General features: G+C 61.0%; 13 protein-coding genes. 6 read left to right on the top strand and 7 right to left on the bottom strand.

Annotated elements, in window-relative coordinates:
* The 4 genes from KIO74_RS07555 to KIO74_RS07540 form a co-directional block, all read right to left on the bottom strand.
* Positions 1-999: a peptidylprolyl isomerase gene (locus tag KIO74_RS07555; protein WP_249730893.1), complete on the bottom strand. Its 999-nt coding sequence runs from the start codon at positions 997-999 to the stop codon at positions 1-3.
* Positions 1000-1011: 12 nt separating this feature from the next.
* Positions 1012-2151 carry a hypothetical protein gene (locus KIO74_RS07550; RefSeq protein ID WP_213331429.1) on the bottom strand — a complete coding sequence of 380 codons (1140 nt, stop codon included), beginning with the start codon at positions 2149-2151 and terminating at the stop codon, positions 1012-1014.
* Positions 2148-4511 (bottom strand): DUF3604 domain-containing protein, encoded by a 2364-nt coding sequence (locus KIO74_RS07545; RefSeq protein ID WP_213331428.1) that lies wholly within the window; start codon positions 4509-4511, stop codon positions 2148-2150. Before KIO74_RS07545 ends, KIO74_RS07550 begins: the two co-directional genes overlap by 4 nt.
* 967 nt (positions 4512-5478) lie before the next feature.
* Positions 5479-6519 carry an AraC family transcriptional regulator gene (locus tag KIO74_RS07540; protein WP_249730892.1) on the bottom strand — a complete coding sequence of 347 codons (1041 nt, stop codon included), beginning with the start codon at positions 6517-6519 and terminating at the stop codon, positions 5479-5481.
* Positions 6520-6870: 351 nt separating this feature from the next.
* Between KIO74_RS07540 and KIO74_RS07535 the strand changes: the two genes are divergently transcribed.
* The 4 genes from KIO74_RS07535 to KIO74_RS07520 all read left to right on the top strand — a co-directional run bounded on the left by KIO74_RS07535 (position 6871) and on the right by KIO74_RS07520 (position 12251).
* Positions 6871-8664, top strand: a complete 1794-nt coding sequence (locus tag KIO74_RS07535) for a DUF1254 domain-containing protein (RefSeq protein ID WP_213331427.1) — start codon at positions 6871-6873, stop codon at positions 8662-8664.
* 408 nt (positions 8665-9072) lie between these two features.
* Positions 9073-9567: a hypothetical protein gene (locus KIO74_RS07530; RefSeq protein ID WP_213331426.1), complete on the top strand. Its 495-nt coding sequence runs from the start codon at positions 9073-9075 to the stop codon at positions 9565-9567.
* A gap of 960 nt (positions 9568-10527) precedes the next feature.
* A complete protein-coding gene (locus KIO74_RS07525; protein ID WP_213331425.1) occupies positions 10528-11442 on the top strand; it encodes an FUSC family protein in 915 nt (304 codons plus the stop codon).
* A gap of 158 nt (positions 11443-11600) precedes the next feature.
* Positions 11601-12251 carry a LysE family translocator gene (locus KIO74_RS07520; protein ID WP_213331424.1) on the top strand — a complete coding sequence of 217 codons (651 nt, stop codon included), beginning with the start codon at positions 11601-11603 and terminating at the stop codon, positions 12249-12251.
* 562 nt (positions 12252-12813) lie between these two features.
* On the opposite strand, the gene KIO74_RS07515 is transcribed toward KIO74_RS07520, so the two are convergent.
* Entirely contained in the window at positions 12814-14301 is a 1488-nt protein-coding gene (locus tag KIO74_RS07515) for a pyridoxal phosphate-dependent decarboxylase family protein (protein ID WP_213331423.1), read from the bottom strand.
* A 13-nt stretch (positions 14302-14314) separates the two neighbouring features.
* The gene (locus tag KIO74_RS07510; protein WP_213331422.1) at positions 14315-15403 is read right to left on the bottom strand and encodes a PLP-dependent cysteine synthase family protein; all 1089 of its coding nucleotides are present in this window, start codon (positions 15401-15403) and stop codon (positions 14315-14317) included.
* Between the two features lie 123 nt (positions 15404-15526).
* Between KIO74_RS07510 and KIO74_RS07505 the strand changes: the two genes are divergently transcribed.
* Entirely contained in the window at positions 15527-17536 is a 2010-nt protein-coding gene (locus KIO74_RS07505) for a transcriptional regulator (RefSeq protein ID WP_213331421.1), read from the top strand.
* A gap of 56 nt (positions 17537-17592) precedes the next feature.
* On the opposite strand, the gene KIO74_RS07500 is transcribed toward KIO74_RS07505, so the two are convergent.
* Positions 17593-18612 (bottom strand): LLM class flavin-dependent oxidoreductase, encoded by a 1020-nt coding sequence (locus KIO74_RS07500; protein ID WP_213331420.1) that lies wholly within the window; start codon positions 18610-18612, stop codon positions 17593-17595.
* A 378-nt stretch (positions 18613-18990) separates the two neighbouring features.
* Between KIO74_RS07500 and KIO74_RS07495 the strand changes: the two genes are divergently transcribed.
* Complete coding sequence (locus KIO74_RS07495) at positions 18991-21258, top strand: FdhF/YdeP family oxidoreductase (protein WP_213331419.1); 2268 nt, start codon at positions 18991-18993, stop codon at positions 21256-21258.
* Positions 21259-21265: the final 7 nt, after the last annotated feature.

The raw sequence follows: 21265 nt of genomic DNA, 5'->3' as shown, positions 1-21265 counted from the left end.
TCATTCGGCCACCGGTCGGCTTGGGCCGGACGACACGATGGTGAGGTCGTCGACGTTTAAATCATCAAGCGATGGGGCGACGATCCTGTAGCGCGAGCGGATCTCGACCATCGCGCGCTGCTTGACTTCACGATACTTCTCGGCTTGCCAGGCTTGAACGACGATCGGCCTCACTTCCTCCAATGCGGGAACGCGAGGCTCCTCGTAGGATTCGACCCAGATCAGGTGCCAGCCATATCCGGATTCGATGGGCCCGCGCCAATCTCCGGGCCGGAGACCGAAGAGGGCATTGGCAAAGGCCCCCCCGAACTCCTTCGCCATCTGCTCGGGGGTTATATCCGCATAGTAATCACGGAACATGAAAGGATCGCCGATGCCGGCCGCTCCGAGCGAGCCTGGCGATCGACCGGCGACGAGCGGAAGGCTCGCCTCGGCCGCCGCACGCGCGCCTCCCGCGCGCTTGTCGGAATTGAAGTAGAGATGTCGGAAGCGGATCCGCGGCGGCTTCGTGAACTCGGCCTTGTGCGCGGCGAACCAGGCCGCCAGCTCCACGTTGGTGGGCGGAGCGAGGGCCGCGATATCGGCAAGCAGGAAGTCCATCTTCTGCGCAAGGCGGCGCTTGATCATCTCGTCATCCCTGTCGAGACCCAGTGCGATCGCCTCCCGCACGAGCATTTCCGACATGGCCTTCTGCTCGATCAAAGCCTGCAATTGCGCTAGCGTCGGTTTCTCCCGGCCCTGGGCGAGCCATACGACGGCGAGCTGGCGCAAGTCGTCGTTGGTGATCACGATCTGCGAAGTTGTGGCGTCGGCGACTGGCGTTTGATGATCGAGCAGCCTGTAGCCGCCGAATATCACCACGCCGAGCACGACGAAATGGACGAGCGGTTCGCGCAGGACACGTCCGGCCCAGGCACGTTTGCGGGCCTCCGACCGAGCGGGAGAGGTTTCGGACAAAGATGGCCTGGCAGGGCTTCCGTCTTCCGTGAAATGACTCATATTGGACCCCGCTCAGTTTGCCCGTTGGACAAAGGCCTCTGCGGCCGACCGCCCTTCCGGGCCGGGGCTAGCGCGGAGATACACGAGGATTGCGAACTCGCTCGCCGGGTCCCTCACCGCATTCGACCGCAACACGTCGACATAGTCGGGTACAACCTCCCAAGCCTGCCAGTCACCGAGGTATGTCGCGACGAAGCCGGCCATCGCCTTCCGCTCGCGTATGAAATGTCGATAGGCGTCGACGACGCGCCGCTGCGGAATGACACCACCCGGGCCGCCGTGAACACTGAGGGCGAGCAAGGCCGCCTCGATCTCGGGCAGGGAGCGGCTGTGGTCGAGGAGATAGTTCTCCTCGATCCAGGCAACGCGATTTGGCCCACGCAACTCGAGATCCGCCGCCAGTAAAGCCGCAACATTTGTCGCGTCCTTGGACGTGTGAGCCCTGATGAGACGCTCTTCCAGCATCGCCGCGTCGTCGCTGTCGCCAGCGATGCCAAGGAGCAGGAGATAGGCGTCCCGTCGCTTGACGAGAGCGGGATCCTGAAGCCAGCGGCGCAGGTCGGCGGCATCCAGGGCTGGCTTGAGCGTGCGCATGACGTCATACGGCGCCCGCGCGAGCTCGGCGAACGCGATATCGGCGACGAGCGGGTCGCCGCTTTCGAGAGACGGTGCGATGACGCTGATGCGCTTGGACCAGTCGATGCTGTCGGGGACGGCCTGCACCGGGCTGACGAGCGGCCAGGCACGCGGCGGTGCTTTGGCGCGACCGTCGTTGGTCTTCAAGAATTCACGCAGCCAGCCGGCGTTTTCGGCCTGGACAACCCCGAAGTTCGACCAGCGGAGGGACATGCCATTACGGGCGAGGAGAGAGAGTTGCCCGTCCTGAGAGGTGGTTTCTTTCACGCGGTCAGCACTCGCCTCGACCGTTGAGCCGATAGGGGCATCGCCCTTCACGCTCTCGACGATCCGGAACAGCCCGCCACCGGGAAGCGGCGAGGCGAGGACCACCTGATCGGCGGCATCGAGCTTCTGCCCGGTTGTTACGGCAATGGCCGACAGGCAGATGGCGCAGGCAAGGGCGCTGCCGAGGCCGCCGGCCAGAAGGAATGCGGCGCCAAGCAGCGCCGCAGCAAGCCTCGATACCGACCTCATTGTGGCACCGTCGGGTCCTTGACCTCCGTTCCGAGGAACACTGGGGTCGGGACGATCTCATAGTTCGCGTAGCCGAACTCGTTGCTGCGCGCGGCGAGATACGTGTCGTCCTTCGTCAGCAGGTCTTTGGAGCCGCCAGCGAGTTTGTACACCGTGAACTCATACTCGCGATTGCCGAACCAGGTCGCGAGCTTGCCGTCGCGGATCGCGTAGTCGCTAGGGGTACCGAGATAGGAGCCGCTCACCACATCGCCAACTTCTGACGGTTGCGGAATGCGCGGATCCACGTTCATCACCAGCATCTGGCCGTTCTCAGCCCACTGTACCTTGAAGATGCCACCGGTAACGTTGTTGCGTATCCAGGTATATTTGCCGACGAGCAGTGCCTTGAGCGCGGCCTCGTCGAGCAGCACGGCACCCTGGCCCTTCAGGTCCGCCTCGGTCGTTCCTTCGTGCGCGGCAAGGCGCTGTTCAGGGGTTGGCGCATACCAGATCGGGGAAGACCAGGCGCGCTCCTGTATGGTTGAGGCGACCATTTCAGGCGGGGAAATCCCGAGTTCCTTGGCTTGGATGGTCGTCCAGCGGGGTGTCTGGATCTCGAGGGCGCGGGCATAGTAGAAGGCGTCGTCGGCCGGGTTGAACTCGGGATCGGACCAAACCCCCTTGAGCTCGGTGGCGCCTATCGAGTTCTTATACGTGGCTTGTTTGATATCAACCGTCGACCCTATTGCCGGAACTTTCCCGGTTATGGGATCGGGTTGGCGTTCGCCTGCCGAAACGATATCGAACACTTTCTCAAAGCTTTGGCCGTTTTTGCTCCATCCCTTGACGATTTGAATCCGATCGAGATTACCGGACGTCGGGTCCTTGACCGCCCATACCGCAAAAGAGGGCGCCGTCTTCCCCGCGGCGAAGGGCGCAAGATCCCCACCCATCGGAACACCCTGTGCATAGGCGGTTTTCACCCAGTACTGATCTTTCATCCATTCCGGGAGCAGATCCCACGCCAGCGCATGGCGCTCCTCGGCCTTCCGATCCTTGGCATAGTCCCAGCCGCCGAAGAAGCGCAGCGTGATGCGCGGACCACTGGTGGCAAAGGTTTCTTTGCGCTTCATCGCCTCGAAGAGTGACTCGCGCGTATTCTCCTCGGCCCAGAGACCGGTCAGGCCGGCCGGATTCTCGAAACGGACATCGAGTCCCGCGAAATTGTGGCCAGCCATGCGCTCCTTAACCGTCCCATCGAGCCGGGCATGGCCGCCGAAAAAATTCTCCTGACGATAGGGAACGGCCGTATTGTGCGAATCGGACCCTCCAACGACGCCGGTCTTGAAGGGGTTGTACCCGCGTGCCTGCTGCATCGCGATGCCGTCCTTCAGAGCCTGGCGAATATAGCTGCCGCCGAGGGTGATGAACTGTCCCTGGGGATCACCGAGCAAATAATTGAGGATCTCGTAATTGGCGAATTCATCGTTCGGCGAGAGCAACGGGTGCGTCTCGGACGCCCCCTTGATCTGCTTGATCTCGGTCAAACGTTCATTGCGATCGCGCGATTCAGCCCATGCCTGATCGATAGGCCGGCCTTTGAAGTCGACCTCGGTCGGATACATCAATCCGCCAGACAGGTTCGCATTATGCGAAATGGCGAGAAGCTCGTTACCGGCCTTGCGCTGGCCGTCCATCCAATTCCACAGGTCTTCCGGCGCTTGGGACTCGAGCGAACTGAAAGGGCGGCTCGGGACCTTCGCGCAATCTTTAAAGAAGAGATTGCGATGCATGTTGCGGAAGTCGGGGTTCGACGTCCATTCATAGGAACAGAACGCAGTGAACTTCCCCGGCTCATTGGCCGCGTCCGCGGCTGCGTTATTCGCCTTCCAGACCGTATCCGATATTTCGGGCTTCACCAGGGTCTCGATCGGCTGTTCCTTGATCATGCTGGTGCCGAGCCAGAGATAGATGCGCTGAATGTCGGCCGCGTCGCGCACTTTCAGCCTGTCAGCAATAGGCAACCTGCTGATGGGAGAGCTCGGGTCATTCGAAAGCCGCACGACGCCCGCATATTCGGAGTGATCTGTTACGCCCATCCAGTCGAGCGGCGTTGTGATCTTCACATCGTAGCCCAGGGGATGCTTGATGGGCTCCCCTTTTGCGTATTTGTAAGCATCCGCGGGGCCGGTGATGTGGTTGCCGAAGATATAGGCATCGAACGACCAACTGGTATGGACGTGCGTTTCACCAAAATAGGCGTTGCGCTCCGGAGTGCTCTGCGCCTCAGCGGGCGCGGCCACGAATGTCAGGAGGGGGATGACTGTGCAGGCAAGCGGTGCCAAACGGCGCCTTGCTTTAAGGTTGGCTTTGGGCATGGCCGTCATTCCTGTCGTTTCTCGTTTGGCATCGGCGTTGCCGCATCGGGCAGCTGCTCGGTGACGACACATCATCGGTAGCCTCATGCGGGACTTATTCGACTGACTGGACGCTTTCCATCGTGCCGAAGCCATGTCTGGGAGGGCCCAATCGGGGCGGCCGCAGACACAAGGATGGCGACCAGTCCACTTTAGTGTCGATCCGTGTCGGCGCGAGCAGCATCCTTTCACCGGATCAGTTCATTTGAGGTTGTTCTTCTTTGTGGTCAACTCAAAAGTATTCGTCGCACTCTTGACCGCGGGTCTATGTGTTTCTGAATCAGCGATAAGGACAGTACACGTGACATATGGGACGTACTTGGATCCGCGATCGCTCGTATCCGTTCCAACTGCGGCGTCAGTTTGAGAACTCCATTTGTTGAGGTCCTCACGCGTAGACCTCGTCATAGCCCAAACATCGCGCACAGCTCTTGAGATAAGAGCGATCAGGTGATGCAATGCTATCCTGCTCCTGGTACGCAAACAATCCATTTCACGCCACCGGCGCGGCGACACGAGAAATCGCGAGTAACGTGCGCTGCCCGATGCCAGCTCCGGGCATGGGGCTACGTCAGTTCGCCGTCGGGACGCCTTATTGCCGGTTTCATCGGGCGATGTCCGCGATCCCTGGCACAATGCGCAACAGCTTCCGGACAGCCCGATATTTAACCGGTCGCCGCGGTTGTGTTGATCGCGGGTCCTTCGTCCCGCTGTTCCTGGCGATGGGGCGTGAGCTCGCACGCGTTTATAGTTCGCGGCGTGAGTGCATCATCTCCGCACAGGACCGGCGTCTACCAAACTCTCTGCGGGAAGGCGGCCACTTCGATCGAGCCGAGGCAATACTTGCGGGGAAGCATTTTTCTTTAAGCTTTGAATATGCGGCACATCGTTAGAACAGAGCGACCCGTGCTGTTCATCGAGATCGCGCCTAGGTTCGCTCCATCTTGCGAAACTCTCGAGGCCCGAAGCCTGTCGCCTTCCTGAACGCACGGGAGAACCCTGCGGGTGAGGAGTATCCAAGATCTTCTGAGATGTGAGTTATCGACACGCTTCTTTCCCGCAACAGCTCCGTTGCACGCTGGGCTCTCACTAGGCTCGTGAGGCTGCGGAAGTCCGTGCCGGCACGGTTGAGTTCGCGCTGCAGGGTGCGAACACTCGTATCCATTGATCGCGCAATCTCATCGATCGAGACGTTGCCGCCGATTAGGCGGGTACGGATCTGTTCGGAAGCAACGTCGAGCAAAACTCCTGGCGCGCCACCCCGCTCCCGGGCGACATCCTCGATCGTCAGGTCAAGTCGTGAGAGGCGCCTCGCTTGAGCCGTCATTCGGTGTCGCTCAACAACAATCGCGACCGCAGGTGCATTGAAAATGACCGGGCATTGAAACACGTCCTCGAAATGCGAGGTTCTATGTGGTGCAGCTATGTCGAGCTCGATTCGAAGGGGTCTCCAGCCATCTGGCAAATACGCCTTGAAAAGGCTCAAGAGCTCCCCAGCTGCGGTGCTCGCGATGATATCGTAGCCCTCAGCTCTGGCCAACGCAAATGTATAGCTGAACTTGAGTTCGTCGCCGCATTGGGAAGCGGTCAGGCGATCGTAGGAGCTGTGATAAGGAAGTGCGGAGATGCTACGCTGGATGGCTTGTCCGAGCGTCTCGGCACCCAAAATGTAGCGTCCAAAGTTGCCGTAGGTGCCAACATTCATCGCAGGAACCAAGAGAAGACCCAGGCCGGGCTCTCCCATTGCTCGCGCGATTTCGTTGATGAAATCGACCACCGACCGTTGTGTAATGAAGCAATGGGATTGCTCGACCAGCTCGGCGTCGAAGCCAGCTGCGCGATTCGCGCGGATCAATGTCCTTGCGCCAATTTCGTTTCTAACGAAAGCGGGCACGCCTTGCAGGACATAGCTGGCAATGACAGGAATGGCGGCTATGGGAAAACGCTCCGAAGCACCATTTTGGCGCAAAATGGGTTTTTTTGATATCGGTCAGGCGCAATCATGGCAAGCGGATTGAGAGCGCAGCCTTAGGTATGTCGTTCCGTCGCCGGCGGTAATTCAGGACGATGGCGCTTGCAGAAAAGAATCCGCTGTCGCCATCGATCATCCACACCTTGAATAGACAACTCGGGGAATTCGGGCGTCCTTACGATACCCCGAGAAGATGTGTGGACTCTGGCTTCGCAAAGTTTGATCGCCTACTCGCCCAAAGCCGATCCGCACGACCTCGGTTGGCATGAAATGGATGGTTTTCGACCCTGACGTTGATTTAGGGTGGCTCGAAGCGTCGCGCAGCCCGATTGCGACGAAGGTGAGACGATGAAACGCTGCTTGAAATCGACTGGCACTACACTGATCGCTGTCCTCTCCCTGTCTTCGGCCCCGGCTGTCGCTCAAGTGGCGCCGGAGACCATCCGGTCTCTTGGTGCACCCGCCTCGGTGCAGACGCGCATCGGCACGCTGGAGTTCAAGGACGGTGCGCCTACCGCTGAGACCGCCAGCAAGGTGTATGATGCGCTCGATTTCACCCGCGCATTAGACGTCTACAACAACAGCTTCCGCGGCGCTTCCGCTCTGGCGATTGTGAAGGGATTTGCAAGCATCGGTGTCAAGCCCGGCGACGTCGCGATCTTCTCCGATCTGATGGATGCAAGTTCGTTGTTCCTGACGGCCAATGCCGACACGGTCTACTACTTGACCGCACTCGATCTGAGCAAAGGCCCGGTCGTCGTCGAACAGCCATCGGGGGCTGTCGGCACGATCAATGATATGTGGTTCTCCTGGATCATCGATATCGGCGCCCCTGGCCCGGATCGCGGCCTCGGCGGCAAATACCTGATCGTCGGCCCCGACTATAACGGCCCCCTGCCTGAGGGCGGCTACTTTGTCGCGCGTTCGAAGACGAACCTCGCCCTTTATGCTGCGCGGGCCTATCTCGTCGATAACGACCCCAAGCCGGCCGTCGAGAACATCAAGCGCAGCCTCAAGATCTATTCCTATCGTCCAGGCTCCTTCGGAACGAGCATCGCGCAGGCTCTCGGGGGCACGGTGAGAATCGAAGGTGAGCCACAGATCCCGGAGACGAAGTTCATCGAGGTCAGCGGGCGGTCGTTCAACACGATCCCGCCGAGTGACTACGGATTCTTCGAGCTGATCAACGAGAACGTCCAGAACGAGCCTGCCACGAGCTACGACATCGAGCTCGCCGGACAACTGGCAGCGATCGGTATCGTTCACGGCAAGGCGTTCGCGCCCGACGAACGGATGAAGAAGATCTTGACGGAGGCAGCCGCCGTCGGCCAGGCAGCCGGACGTGCGCTCAACTGGCGCTACGCGCTGAAACACCCTGACTGGGCCTATTACGAGGGTTCGCACTGGGGCAGCATGCTTTGGGAAGGCGGCGCGTTCTTCGAGACGCCGCCGCCGCGCTTCGAGAAGGGCATGTTCAAGCCGCTCCCGCCTACTGGCGCACGCACGCTCGATTCACGAACCGCCTTCTACTATGGCTATACGCTCGACTCGCCTGGCATGATCATGCGCATTCCGGGCGTGGGCTCGCAGTACCTGATGGGTTTCCTTGATGCGGAGGGGGCTGCCTTTGACGGCGCCAAGACCTACAAGGTGAAGCTACCCAAGGATATTCCGGCAGAGGCGTTCTGGTCCTTCACGCTCTACGATAACCAGACACGCTCGATGCTCCAGACGCCGCAGAGATACCCGCGCGCCGGCAGCCAGAGCTATCCCTCGCCCGCGGCGGAGGCGGCCGCCGATGGGACGACGACAGTCTATTTCGCTCCGACGCAGCCAGCAGGCGTCACGCGCGGCAACTGGATCCAAACCGATCCCAAGAAGGGCTGGTTCACGATCTTACGCCTCTATAGCCCGCTTCCGTCATTCTTCGACAAGACTTGGCAGCCAAGCGAGATCGAACTTGTTTCCGGCGGCGCCGACGGAAAGAAGAGTGAAGCTCGCCCTGACGGGACGAAGAACGAAACCTTGTTGCAGCGGGTTGAGCAGCGACTGGACAAGCGTGAGGAATGCCGAAGGCAAGCAGCGGGAAAAGGGCTTGGTCCGGTTGAACGAGTGGCTTTCGTCGAGGCTTGCATCCTGTAGCAGTCGCTCGGAGCGAATAACGCGCAGCCGCAATATGCCGTAGTAGTAACAGTGCGCGCAACGGGCTTTGCTCAGCTCGCCTCCACGCCTGGCCAGGCACTCGCCGGTAAGCCGTCCATAAAGGGCGGTGTCCCCGCTGCTCTTTGCCGGTTTCCTCGTGGGCGCGGATCTTGGTCCGCCCCCGTATCCGTAACCCCGCGCTGTCAGGATTGTCACCCGGCTGGAATAATCCAGGCACGACCGCCAAACTGGAATTCCGCTTCAGCAGGCATGCGCCCGAGGCGGCTCCAGGCACCATCGTAATCGACGGCAAGTCTGATAGACTCGGCGTCCGCTCCGGTGTAATCATACCCTTCCTATCTTGCTACCTTCGCTTCCGCGCAGTGAGCTACCCACGAGGATGCACGAATGATCGCTAAAGCTCGGCGCAGGAGCATGCCCTCATGGTCAATGGTCTTTGGAATAGCGGCGCTGTTGTCGCTCACAAGCTGCGTATCTTCGCCAATTCCAGTAAATGTCCCGACCGCGGCGAGCGTTGCTGGGCTGTCGCCATCCGGCACCGTGACGCTCACTGAGGCCTTCGTCGGAGGCTTCGTCGGAGGCGAGGGTGTCTTGACGTTTCAGGGAAAGAAATATCCGTTCAGACTAGTCGGCAGCGTGATAGGCCCGGGCGGTGCGTCTAAACTGGTCGTCGCGGGCGATGTCTACAAACTTAATGACGTCGCAATGTTCGGGGGAACATACGCGCAAGGCACTGGGAAGGTGGGTCTGGAGGCGTCGGGGGGAAGCGATCTTTGGCTTGAGAACAAAGCTGGCGTGATCATGCACCTGACAGGCGCAAGCGCCGGGTTGACGCTCAGCCTTGGCCGTGACGAAATCTTTATTCAGATGGCTGAGAAATGAGTCGGGGCAGCCTGTAAACCGATCGGGCTTAACGCGACCCGGGACGGCAGGACGACGCCAATACATCGCGTTTATTCAGCCTCTGGTTACGACGAATTCCGCCACGGCGAGTAGGGCGGTCACGATAAATTACATGACCTAGATACCCTGGCCCTGCGGCTCCGGTGCCGATTCCGACGGCTTTTCTGGATTGACGTCGCCAGCGACGCCCTAACCGTCGAGAAAGCGGTTCCCCCACCGCCGAATGGCGCCGTCCGATGTCTATCAGACCAGACCCTTCATCGAGATAACCGAAGCGGCATGGTTGCGGGAGCCCTCCGCCTGTCCAGCAATATCGGCCGAATCTCAGGTGCGTCGCTCATGGGCGCCATCTTCGGCCTTGATGCCGGCGCGGGAGAGTTCAACAGCGCAATCGCGTCCAACATCGCGGTGGGATGCGACTGGCTTTTCCCTTCGCCGGCGAAATGCTGCTTGTCGCCATCAGGATTGCGTTCGGCCGTCGCGCCCCGCCAAACACTCGCTTTGACCGTCATACCAAGACCCATCCTATCGAGTGCCGCCCGTCTTTCTCTCTTCTTGCTTCGTTTGCAATAGTCCGAACGGCAGCGTTGCTGCTTTGACGAGCAAACTGTGTGGGGCTGACGTTTGTCCATCCTTCGCGGGCCGTAACTCTAGTTCGCGAGGGAGGCAATTCCCGGTGGAAGTTCATTACCACTACATTGATTGCAATGAGCTATTAACCCACAATGACGTCGTTGGCATCGCCGTAGCGGGCGGCGGCAATTTTCCATTGTCTTTGAACGGCTCAAGCGGGGGGCGATGTCTAAGTCAGCTGTAAATGACGATACGCTGTTGGGGCTTTTCCGATTGAATCCTGCAACGTGGCATTGGAGCCGCGCAATACGATCCGCCTTATGCCTCGGGCTCCCATTCACGTATGGCTTGATTATTGACGATATCATGTCTGGTATGTGGATCGCCATGGGTTGCCTGATGATGATCACGGGTGAAAGTTCCGGCAGTTATCGCGCCATCTACACGAAAATGCTGATTTCCGCTCCTATCGGCGCGGCTGGATACCTGCTGGGCTACCTTGCCTCAATGCCATGGGGTGCTGTTGTGGTCAGCATGATGGTTATTGGGTTCGTATCCGCGTTGCTGAGCAGCAAGAATAGAGCGCTGTCGATCGGTACGTTGCAGACATTGCTTGTTGCTTCAATTGCATTGGGCGTTCCAGCCATCGCTCCTTTTTCGCAACCTGCGGTTCTCTATTTGATCGGCGCAGTATTCTACGCCCTCGTCCTCGGTGTCGAAATTCTCATTCGTGGCTGGCATGCTCAGGATACTCCAGATGAAAAGCCGTCTTTAGAGTTACTCTCTGAAAAGACAGCTGGGCCGGTTGCCTCAATGATCGCACCGGCTGTGGCCTTTGCGCTGTGTCTAGGCGCGGCCTACGGCACGCACTGGATTTATGACGCCGCACATTGGTTTTGGGTGCCATTGACCGTCGGTCTTGTTATGAAACCGGATTTTGGCTCCATTCGCGATCGTGCTCTGCAACGGATCATCGGAACGCTTGCGGGTGTATTGATTGGTGCATTAACGCTGGCATTTGTGCCGAAGGGCTTACCGCTGATCGCAGTCCTGTCCATTCTGGCTGGGATACTACCTTGGGCGATGCAGCGTTCCTATGTTCTGCAGGCCGTTTTTCTGACGCCGCTGGTCCTGATACTTCTTGACGTGATCGTGCCCGGCACTGGCGACATCAATTATGGAATGCAGCGGCTTCTCGACACTGCCATTGGAGGTTTCATTGTGATCGTTATTGGATATATGCCCCTGCAATATCTTCGCAGCCGAAACAAAAACCCCTGAAAGAAAGTGGCGCAGGGCGGATATTCGGGACGCGCTTCGCGCCGAGGATCAGAAGCCCACGGCGACTGCCGTGTCCCCCCTGACACTGGACGCGACTGGGCAAGACGTTTAATGCGACGTGCAATTCAGCGATTTGAACCGCCTTCGGTACCGCCTTCATGTCAGACTTCACTCAGCTCATCGTCTATATGGCCGCCGCGCTGCTGCTGGCCATCACACCCGGTCCCAGCATCTTCTACGTCGCCTCGCGTACGCTCGCCGGCGGCCGCGCGGAAGGGATAGCCTCCAGCCTGGGCACGGGGCTCGGAGGCATGGCTCACGTGGTCGCTGGAAGCCTTGGTGTATCCGCCATCGTGCTTGCGAGCGCGGAGCTGTTCACGCTGCTGAAGCTGATTGGCGCAGCCTATCTTGTATGGCTTGGCTTTCGCACATTTCGAACGGCTCGCCGCGAGGCCGCGTCAGCCTTGGCAAATGGCGCGGTGTCGCCTCCGATGGGAGCACGGCGGGCCTTCCGCGAAGGGGTGCTGGTTGAGGCTCTAAATCCAAAGACAGCGGCCTTTTTCCTCGCCTTCATCCCTCAATTCGTGGATCCTGCCGCTGGGCACGTGGCGATGCAGTTTGTGGTGCTCGGTTTCGTGTCGGTTGCGCTTAACACCCTCGCCGACGCCATCGTCGCCTTGGCGGCCAGTGGCATCAGGGAAAGCGCGGCAGCGCGCCCGGGTGCGATCCAGCGCCTGCGTGAGTTCTCGGGGGGCGCGATGATCGCTCTTGGCATTGGCCTCGCCCTGGCGAAACGCCCTGTCCCTTGATTGTCTCGGCTGAGCGTGACTGCCCGCACCGGGCTGCGCTTATCAACGCCATGGCCAGCCCAGCCCGGCTGAAGGTCTCCGTGAGAGCTGGTTGACGCCCGTGGCTCGTTCCTGGAGACGCGGGTGCCTGGAGATGCAGTTTCCTGAAAATGGAAGTCAGGCGTCGCCTGAGGGGGACGGGCGAATATGACGGATGGGTGGTTGGTGTGCCAATCGTGTTGCATATAGCGCATGGCTGTCATGAAGCATGGCGCGTTGCACAATGCGGATGCAGACGTCATATCACCCGTGGCTGAAGACGTTGGGCTCCGCACCCCTCCCGGCGTAGAGCTTGTTTTCGGCCGTTCCCCTCTGGAATGTTTCGACTTCGGTCAAACATTTATACTGGGCCGGCCTCCTTTGGAGCGCCGGCCCTTCTTTTGCCACGACAGCGGGTGCGCCTTGACAAGTTAGGCATGCATTGCGAGCAACCCTGCTTGGGGCGTCAGCTATGCGTTCAACCTGGGGCTTGCGGTGCCCCATGGATCGGCCGCCTCCAACTGCGCCGGAGCCATGGCATGTCCTAGCCGCCCGACAGCCGCGCGCCCTCGCGCATGATTTCGGCCACGAATAACTCCAGGTCTTCGTAGCGCGTCCGATGATTGCAAATCGCCGCGCGAAGGCAGTAGCGCTCGTGGATGACCGTATCGGAGACGGCAGCGACACCCGTCTCCTGGAGCCTGACCATGATCTCGGTATTCACGCTCTTGAGCGCCTCCTCCGCGAGTCCGGCTGGAGCATAGCGAAAGCAGGCAATGTTCAGTTCTGGTTCGACCAGAAGTTGGAGTGGCGGATTGGCGCGCACCAGCTCAGCGAGGTGATAAGCCTGGGCGATGTTCTGGTCGATCAGCCGTCCAAACTTTGCGGTCCCGTGCTCCATCAGCGCCATCCATACTTTCAGCGCGCTGAAGCCTCGGCTGGTCTGGAGGCCGTATTCGTGCAGCCATTCGCCTGAGGCCAATCCCCGCGCCGTGCCCTTGAGATATTCGGGCGAGACGGCGAAGGCCTGGCGGTGCAAGGTACGGTCGCGCAGGAGAGCGCATCCGACCTCGAACGGGGCATGCAGCCACTTATGCGGATCGAGAGCGATCGAGTCGGCACGATTGATGCCTTCGACGCGCCATGCGTTGTCGTGGGAGATCGCGACCAGCGCGCCGATGCAGCCATCGATGTGGAACCACAGTCTCTCCTCGGCTGCCAGGTCCGCTAGAGCCATGAGGTCGTCAATCGAGCCAGTATTGACGGTACCGGCGGTGCCGATGATACAGGCCGGGTGGAAGCCGGCTTCCCGATCCTCCTTGATCGCGGCGCGCAGAGTCGCGATGTCGATGCGGAAGGCCGCGTCGGTGGCGATGCGGCGCAGGGCCTTGTTGCCGAGGCCCAACGTCTCGATTGCCTTGCGATGGCAGGAATGAACTTGGTCTGAGGCATAGAAGCGAAGCGGCTTTTCGAGCGCGCTGACGCCTTCCTCGCGCAAGTCGATACCCGCCATGGCGTTGCGGGCCACCGTGAGGCCGACGAGATTGGCCATGGATCCGCCGCTGACCAGCGTGCCGCTCGCGGTCTGCGGCAGGCCCACCATATCGCGCAGCCAGCCGACAACCTGCTGGTCGAGAAGTGCGGCTGCATGGCTGCCGCCTCCGAGATTGGAGCCCTGCACAGCGGCGAGAAAGTCGCCGAGCGCGCCGCCGAAATTGCCGGTTCCCATATACCAGGACCAGAAGCGCGGATGGATGTTGCCCATCGGATAGGCGAATACGTCACGCTTGACGAGCTTGTAGACCTCGTCCACGGGCGTTGGCATTTCAGGCGGCGGGCCGCGGAAGGTCGCCATGACCTCTTCCGGCATCGCCCGCCACACCGGCCGGTCGCGTACGCCGCTAACATGCTCGACCGCGTCTTCGACGATCTGGTGCGCGAGTTCCTTGATCCGCGACCAGTCCGGTGGGTCTAGCGTTTCGGTCGGCCTCGCGACCGGCAGCGCGATCGTTCGCGCGGCATGCCGTGTCATTGCCTCCTCCCGCTCAGGCCGTGGCCAGTTGGAAGCCTGGCGTCGAGCGAGCGATCGCCAATTCTTCCTCGTTCATGTCGGCCGGAATGCTCTCGAACATGGGTGTCGACAGATAGCGTTCGCCCGTGTCGGGTAGCATGCACAGAATGACCGAGCCGGCCGGTGCCTTCTCAGCGACTTGCCGCGCGACGGCGAAGCTCGCGCCGCCTGAAATTCCGGTGAATATTCCCTCCTTCCGGGCCAGCGCCTGGGCAGCCGCGACAGCTTCCGCGCCCGCGATCGGCAAGACCTCGTCGTAGTATTGCCGGTCGATGGCCTCTTGCAGGACATAAGGGATGAAGTCGGGTGTCCAGCCCTGGATCGGATGCGGCTCGAACGCCGGGTGGCTTGCCGCCGGCTCTTCATTCGGACCGCGTTGCTGGACGTAACCGCTACCGATCAACTGGGCATTGGCTGGTTCGCTGAGCACGATTTTCGTCTCGGGGCGTTCGCGGCGTAGCACGCGTGACACACCGACGACGGTCCCGCCGGTGCCATATCCGGTGACGAAGCAGTCCAGGCGCGACCCGGCGAAGTCGTTGATAATCTCACGCCCCGTCGTCATCTCGTGAATGTTTGCATTTGCTGCCGTCTCAAACTGATGGGCCAGAAACCAGCCGTTCTTTTCGGCGAGCTCGACCGCTTTCAGATACATGCCGAACCCCTTCTGCGCGCGCGGGGTCAGCACGACCTTCGCGCCGAACATGCGCATCAGTCGGCGGCGTTCGATGGAGAAGCTGTCGGCCATTGTGACGACCAACGGATAACCCTTCTGCGCGCAGACCATGGCCAGTCCAATTCCGGTGTTTCCACTGGTGGCCTCCACAACGGTCTGCCCCGGCCGAAGCGCTCCACTCCGCTCACCCTCCTCAATGATGGCGACCGCAAGCCGGTCCTTCACCGAGGCGGCGGGATTGAAGAATTCTGCCTTGACGTAGATTGTCCGGCCCTCGACGCCGAGATTGTTGACGCGGATTGCTGGCGTGTCGCCGATTGTCTCCACGATGCTTTCAAATAGCCGCCCACGGCCGTTGGTGATTCTGGACGCTGTCTTATTGGTCATCTCGTTCCTCCGTCGAGGTCACGCGCGCCGTCGCGCTCTGCCTCGGATAAGGCTTTGCGATTGCGCGGCAGATGCTAGAGTGGCGGTAGACGACGTGGCGTGGGAGCCAGCGTTGGAGCGAGCATGGAATCGCATGGTTCCGCTGCAGCATCGCAACTGACCGGGATCGAATTGCGGCTGCTCGGGCCGTTCAAGCTGCTGCGCGCCGGTGTGGCCGTTCAATTGCCGCCATCACGCAAGCTGCGTTTGCTGGTCGCTTACCTCGTTCTTGCGCCGCATCCCGTGTCGCGCGAGCGTCTCTGCGAACTCCTGTGGCAGGTGCCTAACGACCCGCGCGGCGAACTCCGATGGTGCCTGAGCAAACTGCGACCGCTTCTTGACGAGCCGGGCAGGCCGCGTGTGAAGACCGACGAGGGGCGCGTGGCTCTCGACCTTGAGGGTTGCGACGTTGACGCCCTCAGGATTCTCGCGGTTGTCGGCGGCGGGACCAGGCCGCTGACCGACGACGTACTCATGTCGCTGCCCGCAGCTTTCGCGGGTGACCTGCTCGATGGACTGGATGCAGAGGCCAGTCTCGACCTGCGCTATTGGCTGATGGCCAGGCGCGGTGAGTTTCGCTCGTTCAAGGCAGCGGTCACGGCCGAGATTGCCCGCAGGTCCGTGCCGGGCACGGCGAAAGGTCTCGCGGCGGCCAGGGAGTGGTTGGAGGACGCGCCACTCGATGCTGAGGCGCACCAACGGTTTCTGGCTGAACTCTTGCAAAGGCGGATGATCGAGGAAGGGGACCGGCACATCGAGGCCGCGGCTCGCCGCTTTGCCGGGGAGGGCATGGATTTCGCCCCTGTTCGGGCCCAATGGGCCGCGATGCGTGGTGGGGCGCCCTCCGTGCAAGTCGCCGCGGGCTCAGTCGAGCGGCTTACGCTGGCTGTCACCCCGCCCACGACACGGCGCGCTTCCATCGCCGTCATGCCCTTTATCGACGTCGCTGGAGGTCTCGGGAGTCGCAGCGAACTCGGAAATGCCATCACCCACGATATCATCAGCAGGCTGGCGCGGTTGCGCAGCCTGTTCGTCATCGCGCGGGGCTCGGTCTTCGCCATCGCCGCGGAAACGCTTGGCCCACGCGAAATCGGGGAGCGGCTCGCCGTGGACTACGTCGCCACCGGCTACCTGGAACGCCATGGCGATATCACCATCGTGGCGGTGGAGGTCGCGGAGGCGGCGACCGCTCGGATCTTGTGGGCCGACCGGTTCGAGACGGCTACCTCGGCACATATCACTGTTCTGGACCAGGTGTGCGGCGGCATCGTTTCGTCGATCGCGGCTGAGATCGAAAACGCGGAGCGCAATAGGGCGATCTTGAAGCCGCCAGAGGCCCTCGATGCCTGGGAATGCTACCATCGCGGTCTTTGGCACATGTACAATTTCACGCGCGAGGAGAATGGCCGTGCCGCCGATTTCTTCCTTCAATCAACACGGCTCGATCCCACATTCTCCCGCGCCTGGGCCGGTCTGTCGTTCACGCACTGGCAAAGCGCGTTCCAGCGCTGGGAGGATCGCGGCGAGCAGACAAGACAGGCACTGGAAACCGCAGGCCGAAGCCTGCAGGCTGATAACCGGAACCCTGCCGCCCATTGGGCGATGGGACGTGCGCTCTGGTTGACTGGCGAGACCGCCGAGGCGACGCGCGCGTTGGAGGAGTCCGTTCACCTCAGCCCGAACTTTGCGCTCGGGCATTATTCGGTCGCCTTTGTCCATTCCCAGGCGGGTGATCCCGACGCCGCGATCGCTTCGTCTGACCATTCGCGTTTGCTCAGCCCCTGCGATCCGTTGCTCTTCGGCATGTTGGGCACGCGCGCCATGGCGCTGGTGCGGCTCGGCAGGTTCGAGGAAGCGGCGGATTGGGGTATGAAGGCCGCGTCGCGCCCCAACGCTCATGTCCACATTCTGGCCATAGCCGCTCACTGCCTTTCGCTGACCGGACGCATCGACGAAGCGCGCACGCACGCCGCACGGGTCAGGCAGCAGAGCCCCGGCTACGGCGTTGCGCAGTTCCTCGATACGTTTCGCTTCGACAGTGACACCCAATCCCTCTATCGGACAGCGGCCCGGGCGATCGGTCTCGCTCCTTGACCGCGATTGCGCGCGATGTGTTCCCGCCGGCCTATGTTGCGTCGGTTTGCCCGCCTTCAGCGCCACCCCATCGCCGGAGCGACGTGCTTGAGGATCGCATTGATGACATGGGCGTTGTAGTCGACGCCGAGCTGGTTCGGCACCGTCAGGAGCAGCGTGTCAGCCTCCGCGATTGCCGTGTCCTCCTTCAGCTGTTCGATGAGGACGTCCGGTTCGGCGGCGTAGCTACGGCCGAAGACCGCGAGCTTCTCCGGCTCGATATAGCCGAAATGATCCTCGTTTTCGTTGCCGCCGAAATAGGCCCGATCTTGATCGTTCACGAGCGCGAAGATGCTGCGGCTCACCGAAACGCGCGGCTCGCGTGCATGCCCCGTGGCTTTCCACGCTTCGCGATAAATCCGGATCTGCTCGGCTTGCTGAACATGGAAGGGCTGTCCGCTCTCGTCGAACTTGAGCGTCGAGCTTTGGAGGTTCAGGCCAAGCTTGGCCGCCCATTCCGCCGTGGCGTTGGTGGCCGCCCCCCACCAGATCCGGTCCCGCAGACCTTCCGCATGCGGCTCAAGGCGCAAAAGTCCGGGGGGATTGGGAAACATCGGCCGGGGGTTGGGCTGGGCAAAGCCTTTGCCCCGTAGTACATCGAGAAAGACTTCGGCATGGCGCCGCGCCATGTCGGTGTCACTTTCGCCTTCAGCGGGTTGATAGCCGAAATAGCGCCATCCATCGATAACTTGCTCAGGCGAGCCGCGGCTGATGCCGAGTTGAAGGCGCCCTTTCGCGATGAGATCGGCCGCGCCTGCATCCTCGGCCATATACAGCGGGTTCTCATAGCGCATGTCGATGACAGCCGTGCCGATCTCGATGCGGCTGGTCTTCGCGCCGACCGCCGCCAGCAGTGGGAACGGGGAGCCAAGTTGGCGGGCAAAGTGATGAACGCGAAAGTAGGCCCCGTCAGCGCCCAGTTCCTCGGCGGCGACCGCCAGGTCAATGGACTGCAGGAGCGCATCGGAAGCCGACCGCGTTCCAGATTGGGGGGAGGGCGACCAATGCCCGAACGACAGAAATCCGATCTTCTTCATGAGATAGCCGCGCCCAATGAGAAAGCTTCGCTTAAGTCAACGTGGTTCCGGTTATCTAGGCATTCATCCGCGTGGTTGCCAGCCGGTGGCGGGAGAGATGCTGTCCGAGCCTGGATGTCGGGGCCGCTGGACATCCGGAGGATGGTATCGGCCGGAAATTGACGAGACACTCTTTCCAAAATGCACGGCCGAGCGGCCTTCTTGTCGTCTTCATAATCGCCTTGGCGTGGGGATCGCCGCGCGCGGGATATCCAGATCGCCCGCTCCCCCGCAAATCACGTCGAAATCTGAACGAAAGGGGCTGGGAGATGATGTCCGCGAGACAATATAATGCCTCGTTTTGCTAGGTAATTTTGGTGTCGGACGGAGTGTTTGACCATGGCGGATAAGAAACCCAGGTTCAAGACTTATGACCATCCTGCCGGCGGTTGGGGAGCCGCGGCCGCGACCGCCAAGGTGCTGATGGAGCAGAGCGTGGTGGCAAAGGGATCGCGCGCGTTGCTCGCGATGAACCAGCCCGGTGGTTTCAAATGTCCGAGTTGCGCCTTCCCTGATCCCAAGCACAAAAAAACACTCGAATTCTGCGAAAACGGTGCCAAAGCTCTCGCCTTCGAAGCGACGAGATCAAGGATAACACCCGATTTCTTTGAAAAGTACACCGTCACCGAGCTGATGGAACAGTCGGATTACTGGCTCGAAATGCAGGGTCGTCTCACCGAGCCGATGCGCTACGACGCGAGTACGGATCGCTATATCCCTTGCTCCTGGGACGAAGCATTCGATCTCATCGGCCGTCATCTGCGCGCTCTTGAAAGCCCCGATCACGCGGAGTTCTACACGTCTGGCCGCACCCCCAACGAGGCCGCATTCCTGTATTCGATCTTCGTGCGCGAGTTCGGCACGAATAATTTCCCCGACTGCTCAAACATGTGCCATGAGCCGACCAGCCGTGGCCTGCCGTTCTCGATCGGCGTCGGCAAGGGCACGGTCATCATGGAGGACTTCGAGCACGCCGAGGCGATTTTCGTCATCGGCCAGAACACCGGCACCAACTCGCCGCGCATGATGACTAGCCTGGTCGAGGCGCGGAAACGAGGCGTGCCGATCGTTGTCGTCAATCCAATGCCTGAGCGGGCGTTGATCCGTTTTACCGAGCCTCAGGACGTGATCCAGATGGCGACGTTCGGATCGACGCGGATAGCGAGCGAATTCGTCCATATCCGCATCGGTGGCGACCTAGCCCTGTTCAAGGGCATGATGAAGGTGATGTTCGAGCGCGAGGCGGACGGCGAGACAGTCATCGATCATGATTTCATCGCCGAGCACACGACGGGCTTTGAAGCGGTTCGCGAAGAGGTGCTGGCCCAGAGCTGGCAGGATATCGTGGAGATCTCGGGGATCAGCGAGGAGCAGATCCGTCGCGTCACCGAGGTCTATGTCCGTTCCAAGGCGACAATGATCTGCTATGGCATGGGCCTGACCCAGCATCAGGATGGATCGCGGCTCCTCCAGCAGCTCGCGAATTTGCTCCTGCTCAGGGGTAATTTCGGCAGGCCCGGTGCCGGAATCTCTCCGATCCGCGGGCACTCGAACGTCCAGGGAGACCGGACTGTCGGCATCGACGAAAAGCCGACGGCCGCCTATCTCGACCGGGTCAGGGATGTCTTCGGCTTCGAGCCGCCCCGGGAGCATGGCCATCACACCGTCGAGTCGCTCGCTGCGATGCAGGACGGGACGGCCAAGGTCTTCATCGGCATGGGCGGCAATTTCATCCGGGCCGTTCCCGACACCGAGCGTTCCTATGAGGCGATGCGGAAGCTCCGCCTGACGGTCGCCGTCACCACGAAATTAAACCGTGGCCACCTGGTTCACGGCCGCGACGCCCTCATGCTGCCGGTGATCGCCAGATCGGAGACCATTACCACGGCCGCCGGTGAGCAGTTCGTGACAATCGAGGACTCGATGTCGAACGTCACGGCTTCGCGCGGTGTGCTGACGCCGGCGAGCCCCCATCTAATGCCGGAGGTGGAGATCGTCTGCCGAATGGCGATGGCAACGCTGCCGGACAGCAAGGTCGCGTGGGAGCGCTATATTGATGACTACGGTTTGATCCGAGACAAGATCGCTGAAGTCTATCCCGGCATCTACCATGACTTCTCGGAGCGGATCAAAGAACCAGGGGGCTTCCACCTCGACATACCGCCACGGCGTCTCGTCTGGCCGACACCGAATGGCAAGGCGAATTTCCTCATATTCCCGGGGCTTCATGCCGCCGCGCCGGTCGCCGATCCCGCGATGCTGAGGTTGGCCACCGTGCGCTCGCATGATCAGTTCAACACGACGATCTACAGCTATAATGACCGCTATCGCGGCGTTTACAACGACCGCATGGTGCTGTTCATGAACGTCGAGGATCGCGTTGAGAGGGGATTGGAAGCGCGCTCGACAGTCGTCCTGGAAACCATCACCGATGACGGTGTCCGGCGGCGGGTCGATGGCTTGACGGTACTCGACTATCCCATGCCGCGCGGTGCGGTCGCCGGCTACTATCCCGAGCTCAATCCGCTGTTGCCACTGGAATACCATGACAAGATCAGCGGCACGCCCGCCGCGAAGTCGATCCCGGTTCGTGTGGTCGCGAGTTAGCCGACGG

Source organism: Chelatococcus sp. HY11 (genome assembly GCF_018398335.1).
Taxonomy (GTDB): domain Bacteria; phylum Pseudomonadota; class Alphaproteobacteria; order Rhizobiales; family Beijerinckiaceae; genus Chelatococcus.
Note: the sequence above shows the minus strand (reverse complement) of the source record. Positions and strands in the feature narration are given on the sequence as shown.

Excerpts from the sequence above, each read along its gene's own strand:
- KIO74_RS07500 (WP_213331420.1), bottom strand. The coding sequence starts at position 18,612 with ATGAAGAAGATCGGATTTCTGTCGTTCGGGCATTGGTCGCCCTCCCCC.
- KIO74_RS07515 (WP_213331423.1), bottom strand. The coding sequence starts at position 14,301 with ATGACACGGCATGCCGCGCGAACGATCGCGCTGCCGGTCGCGAGGCCG.
- KIO74_RS07555 (WP_249730893.1), bottom strand. The coding sequence starts at position 999 with ATGAGTCATTTCACGGAAGACGGAAGCCCTGCCAGGCCATCTTTGTCC.
- KIO74_RS07535 (WP_213331427.1), top strand. The coding sequence starts at position 6,871 with ATGAAACGCTGCTTGAAATCGACTGGCACTACACTGATCGCTGTCCTC.
- KIO74_RS07505 (WP_213331421.1), top strand. The coding sequence starts at position 15,527 with ATGGAATCGCATGGTTCCGCTGCAGCATCGCAACTGACCGGGATCGAA.
- KIO74_RS07550 (WP_213331429.1), bottom strand. The coding sequence starts at position 2,151 with ATGAGGTCGGTATCGAGGCTTGCTGCGGCGCTGCTTGGCGCCGCATTC.
- KIO74_RS07495 (WP_213331419.1), top strand. The coding sequence starts at position 18,991 with ATGGCGGATAAGAAACCCAGGTTCAAGACTTATGACCATCCTGCCGGC.
- KIO74_RS07520 (WP_213331424.1), top strand. The coding sequence starts at position 11,601 with ATGTCAGACTTCACTCAGCTCATCGTCTATATGGCCGCCGCGCTGCTG.
- KIO74_RS07510 (WP_213331422.1), bottom strand. The coding sequence starts at position 15,403 with ATGACCAATAAGACAGCGTCCAGAATCACCAACGGCCGTGGGCGGCTA.
- KIO74_RS07525 (WP_213331425.1), top strand. The coding sequence starts at position 10,528 with ATGTCTGGTATGTGGATCGCCATGGGTTGCCTGATGATGATCACGGGT.
- KIO74_RS07530 (WP_213331426.1), top strand. The coding sequence starts at position 9,073 with ATGATCGCTAAAGCTCGGCGCAGGAGCATGCCCTCATGGTCAATGGTC.
- KIO74_RS07545 (WP_213331428.1), bottom strand. The coding sequence starts at position 4,511 with ATGCCCAAAGCCAACCTTAAAGCAAGGCGCCGTTTGGCACCGCTTGCC.